Below are 22,619 nucleotides of genomic sequence, written 5' to 3'. Positions count from 1 at the left end.
AAGAAGGAGGCTAGTAAAATGGCTGCTACTAAGAAAACCGAAACTGCAGAAAAGGCCGTGACAAAGAAGGCCGCTACCGCAGTAAAGAAAACTACAACTGCTGCAAAGACTGTTAAGAAGGCTGCAACTTCTGCTACCGTCAAGACTTTGAAGGATGCTGAGGAAAAGGCCGAAAAGGCTGTTGCCAAGGTTAAGGCTACAAGTGCCACAGCAAAGGCTAAGCTGGCTGCAGTAAAGGCCAAGGTTGCCGAAGCGAAAAAGTCTGTTGCAACAAAGGCTACTGCCACTAAGGCAAAGGCTGCCGCCAAGGCTACTGCAGAAGGTAAGACTGTTAAGACTGCCGCTGCTAAAGCAACTTCTGCAAAGAAGCCTGCTGCTAAGGTCACTGCCAAGGCTGCCGCCAAGGCCACTACCAAGGCCGAGGAAAAAACTGAAGTCAAGGTTTCCAATGACGAAACTATTTCCGCTTTCGCCCAGTCTTTTGACGCAGAATACTTGGTCTTGATGCAGAAGGATCCTAACTGGATGCATGCCTTCTGGGAAGTATCCGAAAACCGAATCAAGCAGGCCAAGAAGGGCAAGGCTAAGCTGGTTCTCCGTTTGTTCGACATCTCTTCTGACCTGACTGTTAAGCGTAGCAAGAAGCCTAAGTTCCGTGATGTTGAAGTTCCGGCCGATGCACGCAGCTGGTATGTAGAAAATACGGCAGGTAAGTCCGTTGTTGCTGTGCTTGGTGCTGTTCAGGGTAAGAATTTCAATCCCATTGTTGAATCTGCTCCCGTAGCTGTATTTGACAAGGCTGCTCCCGCTCCTGCTGCCGACAACGCTTTTGCCAAGGCTTCCCTCGGTGGAAACACCCTGGGTAATTTCATGAGTTCTGGCTTCAGTAGCCAGACTGCTGAATCCTGGCTCAATACTCTTGGTGGAAACTTCGGTAGCTCTTCCGAGTCCATGTTCTCTGGAGCACTTTCCAGTGCTGCTCTCCAGGCAATGGACTTGAGCAATATTCAGGCTACTAAGGATTCTGTGAACTATGGCAAGGATTTCTTCCTGTGGGTTAAGACTCGTCTCATCGTTTACGGTGGCACCCGTCCTGATGCTCATCTTCAGGTTCGCGGTGAAGACTTCCCGCTGAATCCCGATGGCACCTTCAGCTTTGAAGAAGACCTGCCGGATGTAACTAAGGTTATTCCTGTGTTTGCTACCGATAAGGATGGCGATTTCCCGACCACAATCGTTCCTATCGTAGTAAAGCGCACTGAGTAACAAAATGTTGGCGAAAGCCAACATTTTGTTACAATGAAAAATGAAAAGTGAAAAATTAAAAGTATGGCGAGCTAAGCTCGCCCTACGGAAAGGAATGTTTTTTAGGAACCTTTGTTCATCCATCGTTTTTCATTGTTAATTGTTCATTGTTAATTGTTAATTGAATTAGTATGGCTCCTGGTAAAATTCTTTTCTTGATGCATGCGCATTTACCCTTTGTGCGTCATCCGGATCATGATCGTTTTTTCGAAGAGAACTGGCTGTTTGAGGCCATTGCGGAAACGTACCTGCCCTTGGTGCAGGCTATGCGTCGTCTCCTCGAAAAGGGTGTACCGGGAACAATTAATCTTAGTGTTTCCGCTCCCTTGATTGAAATGCTTTCAGACAAGGCTTTGATGGAAAAGTTCTCCGTCCATTTGCAAAAACAGATGGAACTGATTGAAAAGGAAGTGGAACGTAATAAGGGTACGGAACTGGAATCTCTTTCCAGTTTCTATTTGGGTCGCCAGCGTACTCTCATTGATACCTGGGAAAATCGAATCCATCATGACTTGTTGGGTGAGTTTCTTTCTCTTGAAAAAGCGGGCAAGCTAAACTTGCTGACTTGCGTAGGTACTCACCCCTTCTTACCTGCATACCAGAGCGATCCGGATTCTATTCGAATGCAGTTGGACGTTACCATTCGTTGCTTTGAACGTGCCTTTGGCCGTAAGCCCATGGGTGTCTGGTTGCCTGAATGTGGTTTCTTCCCTGGTTTGGACAAGTATCTTGCCGAGTTTGGAATCCAGTATTTCTTCCTGGAAACTCACGGTGTGTTGTTGGCTAATCCCAATCCCAAGTATGGCGTGTTTACACCGATGCGTACAACGCAGGGGCTGTACTGCATGGGCCGTGAACAGAAAAGTTCCATGGAAGTATGGAGTCGTCGAACAGGTTATCCGGGCCATCCTGAATACCGAGAATTCTTCAAGGATATTGCCAAGGATCGTTCTAGAGAATATCTAGGCGAATACTTCTTCTCTGGCGACACGCCTATTGATACTGGCTTTAAATATAACAGGATTACAGGCGGCGAGAACAAGGAGCTTTATCGTCCTTGGAATGCCTTGCACTTGGCAGAAGATCACGCTAAGTTGTTTGTGATGAACCGCGAAGCGACCATTTCGGAATTGCTGGTAAACATGGATGGCAACAAGGCTTGCATGCTTTGCCCCTACGACGCTGAACTCTTTGGACACTGGTGGTTTGAAGGTCCCTTGTTCTTGGAATCTATGCTGGAACGTGGCGCCATGTCTTCTGTAATCGAATTCGCTGGTGCCGACCAGATTATGACTTCCTCCGCAGCTCCTGATGCTCACGAACCTGCGTTCTCCAGCTGGGGCGAAGGCGGCTTCGGTTCCGTATGGATCAATGGTGAGACCGATAAGTATTATCCGCAGTCCTACCGTATGCGAGCCATGATCCAGCATTTGAAATCCATCCAGGAACGTATGGGCGGGAACAAGTCCAGTAAGCTGATGACCCGCTATATTAAGCAGATGGAGCGTGAACTGATGCTGTTCCAGTCTTCTGACTGGGCCTTCATGATTCATAATCACTCTGCCGATGGCTACGCCAAGCGTCGCCTTGATGACCACTATAATAACGGTCACTTGCTTTTTGCTGAAGCCTGCAAGTTGGTTCTTCGAAATTCCGATAAGCCGGCGGCAAATTCAATTCTGCCGAAGCTGGAATCCGAAAACAATATTTTCAGTTGGCTTTAGAAAAGGGGGCGAGTTAGCCCCCTTCTTTAATAGATTACAATAAAGTTCTGGGTTTTTCCGCTGGAGCCTGCTCTAAAGCGGTAAACTCCAGGAACCATAAGGTCTTTGACCTTGGATTCCTCCATACAGAGGGTTTGCCCTTCGTATTTTTCTCTTGTTACAAGATCCCCACGACGATTGCGGATTTCGATGAATTTCTTGCCTTTGGGTAGAGGTGTGAAACAGAGGTTCCCGTTACGCCAAGGTGTGGGGTAGGCTCGAAGAGTGGAATCCTTTACGATGGTATGGATTGGCTCGCTTTCGTCAAAGCGGCTTAGAATCCATAGCGTTGAATCAACGGATGGGTCTCTCGAAATGGATGAGATAACGGAGTCAATTGCGTTTGTAGTTGACAGATGGGTTGTTGTTGCCGTATTGTTCTTATAGATGGCGATGCTTACGTTTCCCTTGAAATTTTCCAGGTTCGGAGATTTATCTACAAAGAAATTGTAGGAAAGAGGTTCTAAAACGTCTGTGCCGGAATTTAAGAACTCCGACGAATTCTCGCTTATATGAGTGCGTTTGAAATTGGGCCACAGCGGCTGATCGTCACCAATCCAAAGGCTTGAATCAATGGCCGATGCCTGTTGCCCGGCGAAGGCCAGCCTTGTTGCAAAATCGTGGAACAAGGAATCTGCAGAGAGATTGTTCTTTTTTCCGAAAGCGTTCAACTGAAACTGGAAACTTTCCTCGGGGTGGGAGGCGTAGCTTTCCCAAATGAATTTGTCGGTTTGCTTGTTTACATGGTTGTGTAGATAGATGTACAAAATGCCTACACCGTAGTCCTCTATCAACCTATCGAGGGGTGTGCCAACAGACTTGGAAAGAGACTTGAGGTAGGAATGATAATCGTCGATTTCTGGAGCTGCAATTTCTTCGGTTCCTGCTGCAGAGGCTTCGAACCAGAATGTCCAATACTTGTACATGTCGACATAGCGCAGCTGTACGGCATGATACAGTTCGTGGATTGTCGTTACTCGAAGAGCGCTTTCCCATTTGTCTGCATAGGAGTAGTCGTGGGCTTCGTTAAGAAGGTCTTCGGTAGCCATGTTGTAATCGCATGTCTTACCGTTAAAATCTACGGTATCCTTGGTTGGGTGGTGTGTTGGTGTAAAACGGAAATCGTTTTCAATAACCAGGGAACTTTTTTCGGGAATGATGTCTGAGGGAATGGTGAGCCCATAACAGCCGTGGCATGATCCGCCCAACAGGTTGCGGGTGTCTCTCAGCAAATCGATGTCGACAATTTCAATGGGATAAAGATTGTCTTCGACTTTTTGCAGGTAATGATAGGTTGTGGGAACGCCTGCAGGGGACTTCATTCCCGATTTTTTTACGTGAAAATCCCAGGCGTATTCAGCATCCTTGGCCAGGGTGTCAACAAATTCCATTGTGGTCTGATGAGGACCGCTTAGGGTGTAGAAAATCTGGAAGTGTTCCGTTTTCTTTGTATAGACGGAATCGTAGAAATCTTCATCGGTGCAGCCCGTTGTTGTAGCGCGAGCCAAGACCGTTTTTGCTTGCTGTTGGGCAGCGTCGCGATGGTGCTGAACCATATGGGCAGTTCCGCAAATTCCTTTGGCGGAAACCGAGATGGCCATTAGGGCTACAGCGAAGATGAACAGCCCCACTCTGGACATTACTTCAACTCCGATTCAAGAATACGGCGTGCCCGCTCCGTGATTTCTGCGGGAAGCGTTAGTGCCTTCTGGTGGTGTGGCTTGATGCGGGCGTCAACGATCATGGGGGCGCTGCAGCCCCAGTGCTTATTGCTGATGGAAACGTCTACGCCGAAGATGTCTTGAGCGGGGTCGGAGCGGGTGAAGGTTAGCCAGAGGAAGTCTGCCAGCTTTTGGCCGTCAAGAGACGCGTCCAGCACAGGATTGCTGTCGATGACTGTTACCCACGGGTAGTTTTCTTTGTATGGCCATGCCTTGAAGGCTGCGGCAAGTTGCTCCATGTAAGCGTTACGTTCGTTCCCCTCGAAAGCGGGGGCTTGAATCGTAAGGACGCCGGCCATCGGGATTTGTACCGCGGTGACGCCTGGAAGTTTGAGGCTTGCCAAGTCTTCGGGATTGTTACGAAGGTCCCTGCGCTTGACGCCGGCGGCAGCCATCACCAGCTTGGAACCGTGATTCAGGCTGGTGCCCGAATAATCCAGCGTATCGATGGTGGTAGAGGTCTGGAAATGCAGATCTCGCCTAAGGTCTATACGTTCTAGAACGTGGGCGAAGAACGCCGGGACGTCGTTGACGTTGATTGGCTTACGGTTTCCTGCGCCATCGATGGCCTCGTCTTCCTTGGCTGCAATCAGCAGGTACTTGCTAAGGCTTGCCTGATTAAATCCCAATAGGGCGTTTGCCGTCTTGAGAAGTTCCATAGGTTCCCTGTCTTCGGGCTTGGCGTAGGGCAGGAATCGTTCGCTTGCAAGTGCGAGGCAAAGAGGGTGGACGCCGGCTGCGTCAACCGCGTGAACCGCGTGAAGTCCAGGAATGGAGGCCGGTACCATGGGCTTTGTCACCTGATGGATGAAACTTCCGAACAAGGTGTCTTCTTGAGGCGGCCGCCCTACAACCGTAAAGGGGTAGATGGCGTTCTTCTTGCAGAGAACCTTTGTTACCTTGAGGCAGGGGAAGTTATGCTTGTCGGAGTAATACCCGATATGGTCCCCGAAGGGGCCTTCCGGCTTCAGCTCTGGTTCTACTTCTCCCAGAATGCAGAAGTCTGCGTCGCTGGAAACAAGGTATCCATCGTGAATAAAATAGCGGAAGCGTCTGCCACCGAGCATTCCTGCGAATACAAGTTCGGACAGGTTCTCGGGCATGGGCATCACCGCTGCTACGGTATGTGCAGGAGGGCCTCCAATAAAGACGCTTACCTTAAGGGGGCGGCCTTCTTCGATGGCCTTACGGTGGTGCCTTGCAATATCTCGCTTAATCTGGTAATGGAGACCGCATTCTACGTCAGTTCCGTTCGTGCCGTTGCCGTATTCGTTTCCAGAAATCTGGATGCGGTACATGCCTACGTTGGTGGTCATGACGCTTGCGTTTTCAGCGGGGCGCGTTGCGACCTGGGGCAGTGTAATAAAGGCGCCGCCGTCCATAGGCCAGCTCTTAAGCTGGGGAAGGTCCGCCAAAGTACATTCCTGGAAATCCTTGATGGAGCCGGATCGGCAGGGGAGGGCGTTGAGGCCTGTGCAGGCGGCCCTCAGCAGTTTAGCCGGGTTTGGACTTTTGAAAAATTCAACCGGATTGGACTTGAACAGAACGGCGGTCTGCGTTCCCTTGAGGCTCTTGCGAAACAGAAAGTTCATGCGCTCTTCGGTTCCGAAGATATTGCAGGCGGCTCTAAAGGGGCTTCCCTTCACATGTTCAAACAGTAGGGCCGGGCCTCCCATTTCGAAGGCCTGCCTGGCAATTTCCGCCATTTCTAGATTGGGATCCACTTCCTGGTGGATGCGCTTCAATAAGCCTGCTTTTTCAAGATCCAGCAGAGCCTGTTCAAGGTTCTTGTACATGATGAACCCCGCTGGTTAACCGGCAGTGGCTGCCTGGTCGAGGGCTTCAAAGCTCTGGGTTTGTTTCTTGGCTTCTACCGCCATGATTACATCGCGGGCAGCCTTGCGGCTTACTACAGCGTAGACGACGCTGGCGGAAGCCATGATCTTGGCGAAGGTTTCTTCGGGGAATTCGCTAAAGCCCTGGAAGGAAAATTCGTCGTAGCAGGCGGTCATATTGCCTTCAGAAACGAATTCGTGGCTTGCTGTGAAACCGCGGAAGGGACCGCTAGCCAGACGGACCATAATCTTGGTTCCGTTGACGGCGCTAATGGTGCCTTTCCAGGAAATCTTGTTGAATCCGGAGACCACACAGTAGGAGACGGTTTCGCCGGCTTCAAGGGTCTTGGGAAGAGTGTAGTGTACAACGGGAGTATTTCCCACAGTCACGTTCATGGGTGCATAGCGCATAGTCTCCAGCATGTTTGCCAGAGAGTATTCTTGCCATGAAGTTTGACCGAATTGTACCATACTGCTCCAAAGTTAGTAAAAAATTAGGGGTAAAAAGGGTTTGGGGTGGAAATACCCTTTAAAAAAGCTATTTTTTGTGCCCCATGAGTAATTTGGAAACAGATAGTAAGTTCCTTAAGAAAGGTGTTATCGTCAACATTATTGGTACCATCCTTAAGGTTTGTGGCCCTCTCCTGACCATCCTTCTGGCTCGAATTTTCGGCCCAGCCGAATTCGGTGTCTTTGTTTCCACCCAAACGCTGCTCTTGACCTTGTCTCGCTCTTCAACATTGGGCCTGGACAAGGGCCTTTACTGGTTCCTGCCACAGAACAAGTTGAACAACCGCCCTGACCACGAAGGAATTATGGAATCCTTCTGGATTTCAGCCTTTGTTGCCTTGGTCATGACTCTGGTCATTTTTGCTGGCTCCCACACGCCCTTGATTTCCGAGGAACTGCCTTGGTACGCCATTTCCCTGGTATTCTACGCCACTTCCTATGTGCTGAGCAATACCTCCGAAAGCAATAGAAAGCCTCAGGTAGCTATCTTTATCAATTCCTTCTTTGTGGCAGTTCTATCTCCGGCGTCTTCCATTGCAATGCACTTTATGGGGATTCCCCACGCACTTCCCTTGGGCCTTTTGGTGGGGCAGTTCTGCGGCTTCCTGATGCACTGGAAATTGGTTCGGAAGCAGTTCGATAAGATGCCTCTGTGGCCAGCAAAACGCATTTCCAAGACCTTGTTACTTTATTCGTTACCGCTGGGTTTCAACGAGTTTGTTTCTTCCTTCTTGATTCGTTCCGGCCTTTGGATGGTTATGCTTTTCCTTGGTCCCGAAATGGCTGGCGCCTACGGCATCATGGTAACGGTTTCCAACGCCTTGCAGACCATTCGCGTTGGCTTCAATCCTATTCTAACCCCCGTCATTGCTGGGATGGACAAGTCCAGGCTTCATACGGATCTTAAGCCGGTGTTCACTTATTGCGTGACCATGATTACCTTGATCCAGTTGGTCATTGGCTTCTTTATAGTGCTGTTCCCGGAACAGATTTTGAGTATTGCCGGTAGCGATTTTATTGTGCAACCGGAGACTCTTGGTATCCTTCTTTTTGTCCATTTGCTTGCTGGATTTTTTGGCCTTACCACCAATATTATGAATGGCATCGGTAAGAGTTTTTACACCCTGAAAATGAACATCGTTTCGCTAGGTGTGGCGTTGCTTTCTGGCTATCTTCTGGTGCCAACCTTGGGCCTTGTGGGTGCAGCACTTTCCATGCTGATTTATAACGTGGTGGCCATGATTTGGAACAACGTATACCTGGCCTATCTAAAGCTTTGGCCCTACTCCGCAAAGCTCTGGTCCCAGATTGTCTGGATGTTTGGCTTGATTGGTTTTTATGTGCTTTTGAACCTCAAGATCTTTACCCTTTCCATCCCGGAAAAGATCATTGCCTATGTGGTGATTTTAGGGGCTCTTGGACTGCAGTGGAAAATGCAGAAAAAGCGTTTGGAAAGCGACAGGAACGCATCCAAACGCCACTAAGGAACGTTTTTGTGCAATTCATCGGTGAATGGTGAATTTGCGGACATTCTCACTACAAAAAAAGGCTATTTTTGTAGTGAGGAAATTATGAAAAAATACAAAGTTGGTTTTACTACTGGTGTTTTTGACTTGTTCCATGTGGGACATTTGAATTTGCTGGAACGTTGCAAGGCCCAGTGCGAACATTTGATTGTTGCCGTATGTGGCGATGATTACGTGACTCAGGTAAAACACAAGACTCCTGTTGTTCCTGAAAAAGATAGAATACGCATTGTGGGTGCGCTAAAGTGTGTTGATGAAGTATCTACTATCACGTTGGAAGAAATTGACGACAAGATGCTGGCCCTGAAAAGGTTTCATTTTGATGTTTTGTTCTCCGGGGATGACTGGAAAGGTTCCGAGAGGTACAATCGTACTGAAAAACAGTTTGCGGAACTTGGCGTAAGCATTGAATATCTTCCTTACACCAAGGGCGTTTCCACCTCTGATCTTAAGGATAAAATGAAAGAGGCTGCAAAATGAGGTTGTTGAGCCAGGATGATATTAGAAATGTCCAAATGGACATTCTTGATGATATTGTCGCTATTTGCAAGGAACATAATCTGCAGTACTACTTGGCTTTTGGATCCTTGCTTGGAGCAGTTCGTCATAAGGGCTATATCCCTTGGGATGATGATATTGACATCTGCATGGTCCGTGATGAATATGAAAAGTTTCTCCAGATTGTAAAAAACGGGCTAGGCGAAAAATACAGCCATCTTTCCCTTATTGACAACAAGTCCGAAGGATACTTTTATCCCTTTGCCAAGATTGTAGATAATCGTACAGAAGTCAATATGGAGCGCCATACAAATAAGCATGGTATCTGGGTGGATATTTTCCCTCTGGATGGTGTTACGGACTCTCCGGTGATGTCGAAGTTCCATATGACACTTTGTGCTTTTATGAGGGTCGTGGTACTTGCAATGGATGCCAACTTTTCAAAGATGAAAATCGGCTTTGATTGGGGGTACAAACGCTTATTGTATACATTGGCTCATATCGTTGGTATGAAACGTGTGTGCCGGATTCACGAATGGATTTTTAAACGCTACAAAGCAAAAGACTCAAAGTACATTGCGAATTTGTTTACGAATAACGGTACTCGTTCCATGATGGATAAGGAACGCCTGCTGCATGTTGCTGTCTATCCCTTTGAAAACAGAGAATACGAGGGGTATGCAGACTACGATTATTACTTAAAACGCATGTACGGTGACTATATGAAGTTGCCTCCGAAGGACAAACAGATTACTCACGCCTTCGAGGCATACTGGAAGTAAAAATGACCAAGTATCTATTTGTATTGACCAGCTCCGAGAAGGATTTTTTCTGCGAGCAGACCCTGATTGCCATTGCCTCCTTGCGAGTTCATAATCCGGGGGCGTTTGTTACCCTGTTGACGGATGACAAGACTGCTGCAACCTTGACTGGCAAACGTGCCGCTCTGAAAGAAGCTGTCGATGAATTCATGGCGTTGGAACTGGACGAAAAGTATACTCCTATGCTTCGCTCACGCTACCTCAAGACGGTGATGCGTAACGTTATCGATGGCGATTTCCTCTACATGGATTCCGACATCGCCATCGTCGGTGACTTGAGCATTCCCGCAGAATGGACTGGCGATATCTACGCGGTACTGGACTTCCACGTCAATCTCCACAAGGCCATTAACCGTAAGAAGATTCTGAATAACGCCAAGATGCTTGGCTTTTCTCCCATCTTGAATGATGAAATTTTCAATGGGGGAGTAATGTATGCCAAGGATACTCCTACCGCTAGGGAATTCTTCAAGACCTGGCATGAACTGTGGCTCTATTGCGTGTCCAAGAACTTCCCGTACGATATGGCGAGCCTTGCAGAAGCCAACTTCAAGCATGGTTACATCACCCAGAAGGCTGGCGGTGAATGGAACTGCCAGATGGCTTATGCAAGGGATTACATTCCCAACGGCAAGGTGTTCCATTTCTTCGGTTCCCGCATTATCAATACCTGCGGCCATAAGGTTCCCGAAAGCATGAACGTGTTCCTGCCCAAGATCTTGCGCAAGAACTTCTATACGGACCTTAAGGAAATCCCGGTGACGGTGAACGCTGACAAGAGCATTACCATTAACGAGTATTACGACGATGTGATTGCTAATGCCAAGGAAGCCTTCCTTTACCAGACAAAACATGCCGGCAAGTTTGGCGCAGACATCATCCGCTCTTACGCCTTTGCCAAGTCCTTGGGCTTTGTGTATAAGAAAATGCCCTTTGTGCTGCCCCTGCTTTCTCTAATCGGAAAAATCCTTTAACCTTTATCCCTTATCCAATTGCGTAAACCATGATGCTTTTTAATCTCGTCGCAGTACAGCCTATTCACAGCGCCAAGTTCCATGGCGGTGGCTCCTATGGTGAAGTCATCTTCTGGGCCATGGTCAAGCGCGGAACCAAGTTTGCCTGCGTCTACGACAGCCGAAAGTATCTGGATCCGAGTATTCTGGAGGCTTGCAAGAAAAACGAGCTTCCCCTGTACGATATTGCAGAGGCTACTCCACAGCAGATTATCGATTCCAACAACATCGATGCCTTCTATACTCCGTTGTATTCTTTGGAAAAGAAGTGGGCTATCGACGTAAAGCGTTTCGTGTTCACCTGGCATGGCGTACGCGCTCTTGAAATGCAGTACGATACACAGGGCGTTGCCTTTGCCAAGAAGTTTGCTCAAAAGATGGAAGCCCTGGTCCGTTACCGCGAAATCTGGAAGCGTCGTTTTTACAAGCCCAAGTATCAGGATTTGGCGAAACGCATTGCCGAGGGCAAGGCCGAGACTATTACCGTCAGCGAACACAGCCGCGCCAGCATCAAGAGCTTTTTCCCGGAGTTGATGGATAAAGAAATTCAGGTATTCTACAGTCCTATGATAGAATACGAACCTGAAGGATTTCTGCCTCCGGAAGTTCTGACCAAGAAGTATTTTCTGCTTACCAGTGGCGCTCGCTGGGAAAAGAACAACCTGCGTGCTGCCAAGGCTTTTGATGAACTGGTGTCTCAGTATGAGTCCTGCGGAAAGTCTTTTGATTTCAAGATGGTCATTACCGGTGCAGCCAATCCCAAGGTATACTTGAAGAATGTTCACCATAAGGACCGCTTTGTGCTTCTGGGCTATGTGGAAAACAAGGAACTAGAATTCTTGCACAAGAATGCCTATGCCTTCATTTTCCCCAGTTTGAACGAAGGTTTTGGATATCCTCCCATGCAGTCCATGCGCTATGGCGTACCTGTGGCGGCCAGCGGCTCCACTTCCATTCCTGAGATCTGTGATAACGCGGCAATTTATTTCGACCCATACTCTGTTAGCGAAATGAAGAACCGCATGATCCAGCTGCTGGATGCATCCATCTACGGAATGTACGAGGAACGCGCCAAGGCTCGTTATGAGGAAGTGAGCAAACGTCAGAAGCAGGATTTGGAACTGGCTGTTGATTTTATTCTAGATGAAAAGTCGTAGAGAACTGTAGATGGAAAAATTCAAGAAAATTTTTGAAAGCGTAAGGAAGAATCCCTTTTTAAGTATTGCTGCCGTGGCTCTTGCCTTGCAGTCTGCAATGCTGGTTCTTTTCTACAGCCTTCCGGATCCTCTTGGACTTTCTTTGACGGAAATGTTCTCTGGCAAGATCCTATGGCAGGTCTTTATGGCGGTTGGCGCCATTCTGGTGCTGACATCTATTTTTGCCTTCCTGAAGAAGCCGAGAATCTGCATTCTTTTCTTTGCCTTCTACTTCTTTATCGCTATTGCGGATTATGAAGTTTTCCGCTTTTCTCACCAGCGCCTTTCCTATTCTTTTTTGCGGACCTATTTCCACTGGTCCAACATTTTTGACAGCACGACGCTTTCTACCCTTGGTGGCGATTTTCTGGGGAGCGTACTGTGGATTTCTTTACTGTTCCTGATTGTGGTGGGGGCGGTTGTTTTTGTTGTTGCTTCTGTTATCCGCGAAAAAAGAACCAAGAAGCCAATCGCTATTCCTGCAGGCAAGCGGGTGCCGGTGACATTTCTTTCGGTGGGCCTTGGACTTTCCCTGGTTCCGTTGATTTTGTTCCTTGGCGGTGTCCGCGGTGTAACTGAATTTCCCTTCAAGATAGATTGGCGCTTCACCTTGGGCAAGCATACCCTTACGGCACCGATTCTGCATATTGCCGCGGTGGAAACTTTTGAATTCGTCCGAGATAACTATTCCATCACCGATGAATTGATGTCGGATTTGGATTCCTTCCTCCCGTCTGATTTTGCAAGCCTGCGTCGTGACGCCAAGGAATATCCCACCTATAGGAATGGGGCAACTGCAGAATACAAGGCGAAGCATCCCTACAATATTGTTTTCATTTTTGGAGAATCCTTCAAGGGTCGCATTTTCAACCAGATGCTTACTGGAGATACGACTTTGGCTCCAAACATCTGGGGACTGGCTCACGGCAAGTATTCCGAAAATGGAGGCACCCTGTGGTTCAAGAACGCTTATAGTGGCGGCTACCCGACGGTGCGCGGAACCACTTCCACCTATATGGGCTTCCCGTCCCATCCCAATCGAGATGTTCCTAGCTTCTACGCTTCAAACCACTTTAAGGGCTTCCCTGAGTACTTGACGGATTATAAGCGCGCCTATGTGACGATTTCTAATCCGATCTTTGACCATACGCTTCCCTTCGTGGAACGATTCTTTGGCGACAACTGGAAGGTTCCCGAAAATATCGCGATTCCTCATTCCGACGATAGCCTGGGTGTGGACTTAGCCATTGAGACTCTGGGGGAAATGCCCAAGGATAGTCCGTGGCTGCTGACCTTCAACACCATTGCTACCCACATTCCGTTTTTCAGCTATCCTGACGATTATGCTCCTAAGCCCGATGATGCCATGGTCCGCTACCGTACAGCACTTCGCTATACCGACGACCAGCTGGGTCGTTTCCTGGATGTGCTTTCAAAGCGCGAGGATTTTGAAAGGACGGTCATTGTACTTCTAGGTGACCACGATACTCCCGTGGATTCCATTGACTACAAGGTGCCGCAGCCTCTGGGTGTTGCCACCACACGAATCTTCATGGGCATTTTTGCAGCAGACTCCAACTTGATCAACGGCTTTAACGTTCGCGAGGATGCTGCATCCCAGCTGGATGTGGGTCCCACGATTTTTGACTTGGCCAATATTCGTGAACCTAACCATTTCTGGGGTTATGACTTGCTGATGCAGGAACGCCCTGCAAATCAGCCTACTGTTTTCTTCTCCCAGAATGCATATTACCTTGGCTTCCGGGATTCCGTTCTAACAGGCGGCCTGGAAAATGAAGAAATCTACAAGGGCAAAAACGATATTTACGAATTGGTAAACGATACTCATTCTCAAGACTGGAAGAAAAAGGCTGTTGGCGCAAGCAAGGTTTTACGTTCTATTCTTCGTAACGATAACATGCAGCCTAAGGAATAAATTTTAGGGGTACAATGATGAAAGAAAAGAAATCATTCCAGGAAAAATTTTCCCAGTGGTACATTCCTCTGGTTTGCAAGCATAAGTACAAGGCCTTGGCCTTCTACTTGATTCTAGCTTTGCTCATGGCTTTCCCAATCCTGAAGTATCCGGGATTGAAACTTGATGCGGACTTGTCTCACTTGCTGCCAGAAGATACTCCCAGCGTGAAGGCTCTCGAGGAGTCCTTCAGCCGCTTTGGAAGTACCGACAAGTTTATGATTGCCATCCAGAGTGAGGACGTGGAACTGGTGGCTGCGCTGCAGGATTCCATCAGCGACTACATCCACAAGAATTGGGAAGGTGATTTCGTTTCTACCCAGATTGATAACGACAATCAGTTCTTCAAGGATAACGCTCTCCTGTATCTGCCGGTGAGCCACTTGGAACGTATCCGCGACAACTTGGAAGACTTGCAGCTGGAAATCGGCCGCAAGAACGGCCCTCTGGTAGTTGACCTGTTGGAAGATCTTGACGGTAATGCTTCTGGCGATTCTGCAACTCAGGCTGCCGCCCCTGCAGAAAAAAAGGAACGTGTTTGGTTTGATGCCAAGTTGCCTCAGGAACTGGGCCTCCCCGAAGAAGCTGTCGGTGCGTTCGACTCTTTCTTCAAGAAGAACAATAAGGATTCCGTCCAGACAAAGACTGCGTCCTCTGAGGAATGGAATCCCAAGGCTTATTTGCCTGAACATTTGAAGACCCGCTTGCTTGGCTCTCCTCGCCCTGACAGCACCGGTAAGATTCTCTTTAACGGTGTGGTGAACGCTAAGCTGATCAAGCCTTCTACGGACTATGAATTCGTTACCCACATTCTGGAACGTACCGATTCTCTGCTGGCTCACTTCAGCGCCAAGACTTATCCTGTACCGACCCGCTTTACTGTGGAAGGAACCTACGAAGGCCTCAAGGAAGTGGACGAAGTTGCTAACGACAGTATCTTCTCTTTTGCCATTAGCCTTGTGCTGATCATTGTGCTGACCATGTTCTTCTTCCGCAGCGTCAAGGGCCCGATTCTGGTGACGGCCTCCGTGCTTTACGCTTGCATTCCTACCTTCGCCTTTACTGCAATATTCTACGGCAAGTTGAATCCCTTTACGGTGTTTGTGGCATCCATCATCTTGGGCATTGGCATTGACTATTCCATCCACATGCTTGGAACGGCTCAGAAGCTGCTTCATAAGTGCGCCACCTTGGAAGAGGTTCTTGAAGAAGCTCAGAAGAAGATGATGAAACCCTTCATCTTGGCAAGCTTTACGACGATTGCAGCCTTCTTGACTTTGCTTGCAGCCCATTTCAAGGGCTTCTATGAATTCGGCGTGGTGGCTTCCAGCGGTGTGCTGTTCAGTATGCTGACATCGCTTCTGGTGCTTCCTGTATTTGTGAAGTGCATGGGCGGTATTCCTGCTGCTCCTCAGAATAGTTTCTTCCCTAGAAGCTGGAATGACGCGCAAATCTTCAAGTTCTTCAAGTATGCAGCTATCATCGGCTTCGTGCTGGGTGCAGTTTCTCTCGTCTTTGTGAAGGATGTGGATTTCGAACACAACATGAAGAACCTGCGCCGCGTATCTACGGTGGTGAAAACAAACAACAAGAAGATTTCTACCAAGGTGACCCGCGCAACAAACCGCGCAGTGACTTCTACGCCTGCCGCTGTCATGGGCTCCACCTCTGAGCAGTTGGACAAGCTTTATGATACGCTGATGGTCCGCCTCCACGTGGAAAAGGATTCTACTCTGGGCAGCTTCCTTACGCTGAAGAGTTTTGTTCCGCCCGTGGATTCCCAGAAGGCCCGCCTTGAAATCATCGAGGAAATCCGCGACCTTGCTGAAGCCCGCGTCTTTGACCGCGCCGAAGGGGAAGACTCCACGAACATCGCAACCCTGCGTAAGCTTTCTGCAGTGGAAGAAACCTTTACTGCCGAAGATGTGCCTGCCTGGACTCTGGATATCCTGAGAGAAAAGGATGGCTCCTACGGTAAGATTGGCTTTATCTACGGCGATTTCCCCAGCTGGGACGCCCATGCCCTGCACCGTTTCCAGGAACGTTATGGCCACTGGAACTTCGATGGCGAAAATCTTCGCACCTTCTCTTCCCAGTTCATTCTTTCCGACGTAATCGAATCTGTGAAGCAGGATAGCTTTAGACTTGCCTTTGTCATCATCCTGGTAATCTTTGGTACCTTGGTGGTATCCTTCAGAAAACCCCGTCTCTTTGCGGCTGGCTGCGTCTCCTTTGGCATGGGTGTGGTGCTCACTCTCGGCTTGATGGGTTTGCTTACGGATATGTTTGAATTCGGCAAGATCAGCATCTACAATGTGATTGTGATTCCCATGACTTTGGGCATTGGCATTGACGCCACCATCCACATGATCACATCCTGGACGTCCGAAAAGAACATGAGCCTCCGTCAGTTGATAGACACCACTGGCCGTAACGTCATCGCCAGTTCCTGCACCACTATCGCAGGCTTTGTGGGCTTCCTCTTTACCACTCACCGCGGCCTTAAGGGAATCGGCGATTTGGCTTGCCTCGGCATTGCCATGTTCCTGGTGACTAGCATCATCTTCTCTATGTACCTGTGCGGTTCCTGGCTGAAGAAGAAATAACAAACGTTAGGAATCTTGCCCGTTTCGTGAATTAATGAAACGGTTTTCTGCTTAACATAGGACTAAATCCCCGCAAGGAGTGGATTAGTCCTATTTTTTTTAATGATTTGGTGGTTGTTGGACTGTTTTTCTCGTGATTTGTAGGACCAAAACTTAATCGTGCAAAGTTTAGTCCTAAAAAATCGTTGCTTTGTTGAGAAAAAATAGGACGAAAAACAAGGGGATGCTTTTTTAGTCCTACAGGTAATTTTCCCTGGTTTCGAGACGACTTGTCGGCGGATCAGAATCCGATTTCCAAGGCGTAATCGGAAATCTTGATGAGGGTGTCAAGCTTTTCCTTGAGGACCTTGACGGTTTCCTTTTCGCTTTCGGCCAGGTTATTTTTCTGGTGGGTATCGCTGTCGTTGAATAGCCATTCGGTGGATTCGTCGATAGGATATTTGGAAATCAGACGCTTGCCGTTCATACCGATAGCGGCGTATCCGAAGTAGGCTCCCAGGGAGAGGCCTTCGCGCTTATCAACAACTGCTACAGAGGTTTCCACGGAATCATTTGACGTGGTTTCTGCAGGATCCTTTGCTATAGCGGAATCTTCAACTGCGGCCTTCGCAGAACGTAGTAAGTTATGCCCCATGAACATGTTGGGCACAGCCATACCGGCCAGTTCCATGATGGTGGGGGCGATATCAATCTGGGAGGTTTCAACTGTATCGCGGCCCGGTTCGATGCCGTTACCGTAGATCATGAAGGGAATCCAGGTGGCGTTGGAAAAACCGCCGCCGTTCATGGTGGAAACGCCGTTTTCGCCCAAGGGGAAGGCGTGGTCTGCAAGGATAATCACGTAGGTGTTCTTGTACCATTCTTCCTTTTCAACAGCACGCATAAAGCGTGCCAGCTGGCGGTCGGCATAGTTCATGGTGACGTTGATGCGCTCGGTCAGGGGTCTTGCCTTTTCTTCGTCAGTCATGCCCGCGGCAAAGTTGAAGGGGTAATGGTTGGAGCGTGTAGTGATGGTGACCAGGAACGGCTTGCCTTCCTTAGCCAAGGTGTCGATGACGTATGCTGTGGTATGGTCAAAGAAGGTGGAATCATCTTCGCGGTTACGGTCGTAGTGCTGTGCTGTGTACCATTTGGACATCCAGACGCCCAGATTGTCCCAGGCAGGGTCTGCTGCGGAGAAGTAGTGGGTCACGTAGCCGGAGTCCCGCAAAATGGATGCGTAACTAGGAAGGCTTACGTGAGCCAGTTCCGTGGCTTCGGCCTTATAGGAATGGTGGGGAAGGCCTGTGTGGGATGTGAGAACACCGCCTGTGGTGGGAAGACCGCTGGTATGCATGCGTTCCCAGATTCTGCCGTTAGCTGCTATGGAGTCATAGTAGGGTGTGGGGGAGGGCTTGTCCAGGTTCAAAAAGCCGGTGTTCATGCCTCTGTGGGATTCCATGAAGATGACCAGGAAATTGGGTTTCTGGTTTCTTCTTTCCAGCAACTTTTCGTCCTGCAGCAGGGCAGCCTTGGGAGTGCGGTAAAGAGGAGTCTTGCCTTGATCCTTGGGGAATTCCCAGAGGTCGTCGCCTTCAATCTGCTGCCAGATTTTCTGGTAGGAATCGGCGTAACTGGGAAGCTTTTCCGGAGTCAGGTTTCCGCTGCCAGAATTTTCGAAGATTTCGTTATAGATCAAGGTCACCATGGGACGCAGCTTCTTCATGCGAGCGTTACCTGTCCAGATGACATTGATGAAAAGGCTAGAGGCGATAAGGAAAATCAACATGCCCACAAGGGTCTTCTTTCCGGTAAGTCCCTTCTTAGCCCAAAGGCGGTAGAAACCGTAGGTCAGAGGGTACATGAAGAGGGCGATGAAAACCTGCAGATAGGGAATGGACAAGTCGTTGCCAACATAATCCCAGAGCATGATCAGGGAGGAGGCGTCCTTGTAGGTGTTTGCAATGCCAAAGGAAAGATGGCAACCCAGGAAACGCTGCATCTCATTGTCAAAGGCGCTCAAGAACATGATGACAACGTGGAAGATTACGAAAATAATCGAGATTACCTTAACAAGGGAAACCTTGCTCTTGATATTCAACTTGCTTCCAACAAACTTGGCGATGGCTCCTGCAACAAGGAACACCAGCAGCGCCTTGACAATCCAGATGAAGTCAATGCAGATGGCGTGGAAAATGTACCAGTCGGGCTTGCTTACAAAGGGGAATCCGTAAGGGTTGTTACGGAACAATAGCAAGAAGCGAAAGATGATGTGGGTGCACCAGACCGCCAGGGAAATGGGAATCAAGTTCTTGAAGGGAACCAGGTAGGGCGCTACCTTACTGATGACATCTGCAATCTTTTTCTTCATGAATGTAAATATAAAAAATGGGGCTCCCGCTAATGGGAGTCCCAAAGACGATGTAAGCCTCGGTAAGATTAGTATTCGAAGTCGACGGCGCGGCGTTCGGTAACAACCTTCTTCACAAAGCCAACGATGGCTTGATGATCCGGGTGGCCCTGATAGAAGTCCAAAGCTTCCTTGGTGCGGAAGGTCGTGTCAAGTGCGATATCGTATTCGATGTCGCCATTGCCCAGTTCGCTCTTGTTGAAGTTGAGACCGGACTCGATGCTGACCAGACCCGGAATCTTGCCTTCCAGGGCGTGGAATGCGGCTACCAGCTTTTCGCCGTTTTCCTTAGCAGTTGCGCCTTCGGCTTCGGCTTTCAATTTCCACCAAACGATATGTCTAATCATTGTAGGTTCCTTTTTGTTTTGAGATTTCTTTATACAGGTCCAGCTGGCGCTTGAAGCAATGATCCCAACTGAAATTTTCCGCATACTTGCGGGCGTTAAGTTTCTTTTGTGTAAGATCCTGATGGTACAGGTTTACGATGGCGTCTGCCAGGGCTTCAGGCGTTCTTGTTTCCAGGATGGTGCCCGCGCCTGATTCCCTGACGTGTTCCGCAGCGGCTCCTGTGGCGGCGCCAACCTGGGCGTTTCCGCTGGCCATGCTTTCAAGAATGGACAATCCAAAGGTTTCCCAGCCAGAGAGGGCGATGCCTAAGTCCACACTGGCGTAGTGCCTTGCCATATCGTCAATGGACTTGATGAAGCCTGCGTACTGGATGCGCGGATACTTGCTTACGGCTTCTTGAACCTGGGGCAGGTATGGGCCTGTGCCTGCAAATATCAAGGCAGGATCACATTTGAGTTTGTCTGCAATGATGGGGTAGGCGCCTAACATTAACTCGATACCCTTCTCCGCACAGAAACGGTGGGGGAAGAAAATTGTTAATCGCTCAGGATTGCCGTCCTTTAAGTTTTTGACCAGTTCCTCGTCTCGCTTCTCGGGAGAGAACATCTGGATGTCGCAACCCAGCGGAATCCAATGGGACTTGGGAAGATGATTCTGGTCGAGGCGCTCCATGACTTCCTTGCAGGAAACCTGGATGCCGTCATACTTGTTGAATTCTCGGCGGGCATACCAGAATGCAATTTTTCGACAGATCCTACCGAGAGTTTTCCCGAACTTGTTGGCGACAGGGCGTTCCACGTAGGTGACGGGGAAGTCCGCATGCCAGAAACTGAGCAGTGCTGCCTTGGGACAAACCTTGCGAACCGCTTTGCGGACAACAGACGGCAAGATGTAGGGGGAGCCGACTTCAATGACCTGGGGCATGTACTTGCGTAGAATCGGCTGAATCTGCTTTTGCTTCCAGATGAATCGGTATTCCCAGTTGCCAGGGAAGCGGTATGCTTCGACGTGTTCAATGATCAGTCCGTCGCTTTTCTTTTCTGTAAATGTCTTGGAGTCGGGCATGACAAATACAGAAAGTACTTCGCTTTGCTGTTGGTAGTACGCCATCTTTTGCAGGTGGTATCGGCGGACACCGCCTCCTGAGGGGCTCCAAAAGTTGTTGAAGTCTACGATGGTGAACATTCGTAAAGCCCTGATTCGCTTAGGCTTCTTCCTGCATGCGGTTAGACAGCGGATCGATGCTCAGGTTACCCTGGTATAGCTGGCTGCTGCCAAGACGCTTGGAATCTACGTTCATGAACAGGTTGCCGCCCTTGGATTCCAGCCAGTAGATGGCGTCGGAATCTCTCAGGTAGGCGCGGGGGCCAACCAGACCCTGTTCCGAGTCAATCAGTTCACCGCCAAGGAACAGCGGAATATCAAGAGCCTTGTAGAGGTCAAGAATCACGGAGGCGCGACGTTCATGGATATCAGAAAGGTCCATGTGGTCTGCGACCTTCAGGTGGTCGATACCATCGATAATTACCACCAGGTTCGGATGTTCCTTGACTTCTTCCTTCAGGGTTTCCAGCAAGTCCTTGTTGTCGAATACAGGTTGGTCGTCCCAAATTTCAAGACGGTTGTTTCTGACATAGCCCATGAGTTGACGTGTGGCTTCCAGAATCTTCTGGTTGACAGCTTCGTCTTCGCTCTGCTTGCGTACGGTAAGAACGGATTCTCCGATAAGCATGGCGACGAGACGGTCGAAAATCTGGCGGCGAGGAGTTTCCAGTGCCACGTAGATAAGCTTCAGCTTCGGGTTGCTTTCAAGAAGGTCCAGTGCAAAGCTGGAAAGCAATGTGGTCTTGAGACCGAAGGGCTTTGAAGAGACGTAGAAACATCCGGACTGGATACCGTCGATGATTTGAGTCAGTTTGGGGAAAGTATTCAATGCATAGCCCACGCTTACATCTGGCGGACAGCCCATTGCGGTATCAAAGTTTTCCTTGATGTCCTGCAACAGCATGGAACGACGATGGGTGTGAACGGTATCCTCTTCGGTCTGATCAATGAGGGTAACCAGCTGGTCGGCGCCGTTTCTTCTAATGACTTCATCAACGGTTTCGCCCTTGGGCAGAACAATGGACTTGAACTTCATGTTCAGCTGTTCTGCCATCTTCAGGTACTTCTGGATACGGAATTCCTGGACTCTACGGTCCTGTTCGCGCCTGAGGATTACAGTGACGGAATCAGCACCGCAGGCTTTGAGCTTATAGAGATGGCTTTGGCTCAGTTCCTGGTACATGGTGGAAACTACGCCAGGAATGCCTGCCAGGTCGGCAGTCAGAGCATCAAAGAATCCTTCTACAATGATAGGCTTGCTGTTTTCGGGCTGGATATTGAAAGGAATATCGCTAGGGCCGGATGCATAGGAAACGTAGGTGTGCGCACCAATGGAATCGTCAATGAGGCGACCATATACGGAATGGATTAACCCCTTGGAGTTTCGTGCCGGAATGGTAATGCGCGGTTCGTGATAAGCTTCCAGGTTGTCCAGGTAGAAACTGATCTGGTGGCGCTCAATGCCGGCCATCATGCAGTAGCTGACGAAAGGCTCAGGGTCGCCGCTGTAGTAGCCGATGCCGTAAAGCTGGGCCTGTCCGATGCTCCAGCCGCGGGACTGTAAAAATTCAGCAGAAGAAGGGCTCTTGCAGGCAGCCCAGTGGCAGTAGCGAACGAAATTTTCCAGAACCTTGGATTTTTCACCACCGACTTCTTTAAGCCAAGGGTGTTCATCCTGTGTCTCGTGATCAGGTTCTAGTGTGCCAAGAAAGTCCAGGGCTTCTGCTCGGGCTGCGGGCTCTTCGAGGCCGTTGAAACGGCTCCGCATAACAAACTCGATAAGATCGCCTTCGCTGCCGCATTGAAGGCAGCGATAGCGCCAATATCCTAAGGCGTCATAAAAGAACAAGGACGTTTCTTCGGGAGAATGAAACGGGCAGCAGGCGATAAGGTTTCGACCCCAACGGCTGAGAGGAATTCCCAGCTGGCGCGGATGGGTATTGGTGCGCATAATAATGCCTGCACGTTCTTGATCGATAAGCATAGTGGACTCCTTGCTTTTACTCAAT

General features: G+C 49.1%; 16 protein-coding genes. 9 read left to right on the top strand and 7 right to left on the bottom strand.

The annotated features are described in order from the left end of the window. Positions 1 to 18: 18 nt before the first annotated feature. Both MJZ26_01215 and MJZ26_01210 read left to right on the top strand, forming a co-directional pair. Complete coding sequence (locus MJZ26_01215) at positions 19 to 1,266, top strand: DUF4912 domain-containing protein (GenBank protein MCQ2104388.1); 1,248 nt, start codon at positions 19 to 21, stop codon at positions 1,264 to 1,266. A 170-nt stretch (positions 1,267 to 1,436) separates the two neighbouring features. After that, the gene (locus tag MJZ26_01210; GenBank protein ID MCQ2104387.1) at positions 1,437 to 3,029 is read left to right on the top strand and encodes a DUF1957 domain-containing protein; all 1,593 of its coding nucleotides are present in this window, start codon (positions 1,437 to 1,439) and stop codon (positions 3,027 to 3,029) included. A gap of 26 nt (positions 3,030 to 3,055) precedes the next feature. Here the strand turns inward: MJZ26_01210 and MJZ26_01205 are convergent, their stop codons facing one another. Genes MJZ26_01205 through MJZ26_01195 form a run of 3 tightly spaced genes read right to left on the bottom strand, consistent with a single transcriptional unit; the run spans position 3,056 to position 7,095 of the window. Beyond that, positions 3,056 to 4,708, bottom strand: a complete 1,653-nt coding sequence (locus tag MJZ26_01205; GenBank protein ID MCQ2104386.1) for a hypothetical protein — start codon at positions 4,706 to 4,708, stop codon at positions 3,056 to 3,058. Then, on the bottom strand, positions 4,708 to 6,585 hold the full coding sequence (locus MJZ26_01200) for a UbiD family decarboxylase (GenBank protein MCQ2104385.1): 1,878 nt from the start codon (positions 6,583 to 6,585) through the stop codon (positions 4,708 to 4,710). The genes MJZ26_01205 and MJZ26_01200 overlap by 1 nt, the downstream gene beginning before the upstream one ends. A gap of 15 nt (positions 6,586 to 6,600) precedes the next feature. Beyond that, positions 6,601 to 7,095, bottom strand: a complete 495-nt coding sequence (locus MJZ26_01195; protein MCQ2104384.1) for a hypothetical protein — start codon at positions 7,093 to 7,095, stop codon at positions 6,601 to 6,603. A gap of 83 nt (positions 7,096 to 7,178) precedes the next feature. Between MJZ26_01195 and MJZ26_01190 the strand changes: the two genes are divergently transcribed. The 7 genes from MJZ26_01190 (at position 7,179) to MJZ26_01160 (ending at position 16,769) form a co-directional block, all read left to right on the top strand. Then, complete coding sequence (locus MJZ26_01190; GenBank protein ID MCQ2104383.1) at positions 7,179 to 8,618, top strand: polysaccharide biosynthesis C-terminal domain-containing protein; 1,440 nt, start codon at positions 7,179 to 7,181, stop codon at positions 8,616 to 8,618. Positions 8,619 to 8,705: 87 nt separating this feature from the next. Beyond that, positions 8,706 to 9,140: an adenylyltransferase/cytidyltransferase family protein gene (locus tag MJZ26_01185; protein MCQ2104382.1), complete on the top strand. Its 435-nt coding sequence runs from the start codon at positions 8,706 to 8,708 to the stop codon at positions 9,138 to 9,140. Next, positions 9,137 to 9,940, top strand: a complete 804-nt coding sequence (locus tag MJZ26_01180) for a LicD family protein (protein ID MCQ2104381.1) — start codon at positions 9,137 to 9,139, stop codon at positions 9,938 to 9,940. Before MJZ26_01185 ends, MJZ26_01180 begins: the two co-directional genes overlap by 4 nt. 2 nt (positions 9,941 to 9,942) lie before the next feature. Beyond that, positions 9,943 to 10,953 (top strand): hypothetical protein, encoded by a 1,011-nt coding sequence (locus tag MJZ26_01175; protein MCQ2104380.1) that lies wholly within the window; start codon positions 9,943 to 9,945, stop codon positions 10,951 to 10,953. 29 nt (positions 10,954 to 10,982) lie between these two features. Beyond that, positions 10,983 to 12,149, top strand: a complete 1,167-nt coding sequence (locus MJZ26_01170; GenBank protein ID MCQ2104379.1) for a glycosyltransferase — start codon at positions 10,983 to 10,985, stop codon at positions 12,147 to 12,149. 10 nt (positions 12,150 to 12,159) lie between these two features. Next, the gene (locus tag MJZ26_01165) at positions 12,160 to 14,124 is read left to right on the top strand and encodes a sulfatase-like hydrolase/transferase (GenBank protein ID MCQ2104378.1); all 1,965 of its coding nucleotides are present in this window, start codon (positions 12,160 to 12,162) and stop codon (positions 14,122 to 14,124) included. Between the two features lie 14 nt (positions 14,125 to 14,138). Beyond that, positions 14,139 to 16,769, top strand: a complete 2,631-nt coding sequence (locus MJZ26_01160) for an efflux RND transporter permease subunit (GenBank protein MCQ2104377.1) — start codon at positions 14,139 to 14,141, stop codon at positions 16,767 to 16,769. A 280-nt stretch (positions 16,770 to 17,049) separates the two neighbouring features. Here the strand turns inward: MJZ26_01160 and MJZ26_01155 are convergent, their stop codons facing one another. The 4 genes from MJZ26_01155 to MJZ26_01140 all read right to left on the bottom strand — a co-directional run bounded on the left by MJZ26_01155 (position 17,050) and on the right by MJZ26_01140 (position 22,594). Further along, positions 17,050 to 19,119: an LTA synthase family protein gene (locus tag MJZ26_01155; protein ID MCQ2104376.1), complete on the bottom strand. Its 2,070-nt coding sequence runs from the start codon at positions 19,117 to 19,119 to the stop codon at positions 17,050 to 17,052. 68 nt (positions 19,120 to 19,187) lie between these two features. Further along, on the bottom strand, positions 19,188 to 19,505 hold the full coding sequence (locus tag MJZ26_01150; protein MCQ2104375.1) for a Dabb family protein: 318 nt from the start codon (positions 19,503 to 19,505) through the stop codon (positions 19,188 to 19,190). Next, on the bottom strand, positions 19,498 to 20,691 hold the full coding sequence (locus MJZ26_01145; GenBank protein ID MCQ2104374.1) for a glycosyltransferase: 1,194 nt from the start codon (positions 20,689 to 20,691) through the stop codon (positions 19,498 to 19,500). The genes MJZ26_01150 and MJZ26_01145 overlap by 8 nt, the downstream gene beginning before the upstream one ends. Positions 20,692 to 20,710: 19 nt before the next feature. After that, on the bottom strand, positions 20,711 to 22,594 hold the full coding sequence (locus tag MJZ26_01140) for a CHC2 zinc finger domain-containing protein (GenBank protein MCQ2104373.1): 1,884 nt from the start codon (positions 22,592 to 22,594) through the stop codon (positions 20,711 to 20,713). Positions 22,595 to 22,619: the final 25 nt, after the last annotated feature.

The sequence above is a fragment of the Fibrobacter sp. genome (assembly GCA_024398965.1).
In the GTDB taxonomy this organism is placed as follows: domain Bacteria; phylum Fibrobacterota; class Fibrobacteria; order Fibrobacterales; family Fibrobacteraceae; genus Fibrobacter.
This window is presented reverse-complemented; position numbering and strand designations above follow the sequence as displayed.